This window comes from Mesorhizobium sp. M5C.F.Ca.IN.020.32.2.1, from assembly GCF_004023105.1.
Classification (GTDB): domain Bacteria; phylum Pseudomonadota; class Alphaproteobacteria; order Rhizobiales; family Rhizobiaceae; genus Mesorhizobium; species Mesorhizobium wenxiniae.
Map to the genome: position 1 here is coordinate 1 of NZ_RZSX01001488.1, position 748 is coordinate 748.

Here is a 748-nt window from a genome sequence, read left to right on the forward strand (position 1 = left end):
AAACTGCCGAGCCCGCGCTTGCCCAAAATGATGTCGATATGCTGCTGCTCGGTCATGCCAAAGCCAGGCCTGTCGCCAACACCGAGCCGCTTGCCGAGTTCCTCGATGACGAAATGGTTGGTGCGCGGCCCTTCCGGCGGGTCGATCAGCTTCGGACCGAGCGTGATGTGCTGGTTGCCGCCGCCCTTGTAGACATCGTCATGCTCGAGGAACATCGTCGCCGGCAGCACGACATCGGCGAGTTTTGCGGTGTCGGTCATGAACTGCTCGTGCACGCAGGAAAACAGGTCGTCGCGCAGAAAGCCCTGCTTCACCAGCCGCTGCTCCGGCGCGACATTGACCGGATTGGTGTTCTGGATCAGCAGCGCCGTCACCGGCGGGCCGCCATAAAGCGCATCCGCCGCCCCGGTCAGCACCGGGCCGATGCGCGAATGGTCGAGATGGCGGATCGCGGGGTCGCGCATCCGCGTGCCTTCCAGCAGTTCCTGGTTCAGCTTGAAGATACCCGAATTGGAATGGAAGGCGCCGCCGCCCTCATATTGCCAGCAGCCGGTGACCGCGGCGATCGAGGCTGCGGCATGCATGTTGACCGAGCCGTTGCGCTGGCGCGAGAAGCCGTAGCCGAGGCGGAAATAGGTTTTCTTCGTCGTTCCGACGAGACGGGCAAAGGCCTCGATCTCGTCGAGGGAAAGCCCGGTAATGTCAGCCGCCCATTGCGGCGTCCTCGTCCGAAGATGCGCTTCCAGAC

At 63.4% G+C, this 748-nt stretch carries 1 protein-coding gene; it reads right to left on the minus strand.

What is annotated here, in order from left to right:
- On the minus strand, positions 1 to 748 hold a 748-nt coding region (locus EOA86_RS37000; RefSeq protein ID WP_164892424.1), incomplete at both ends, for a molybdopterin-dependent oxidoreductase.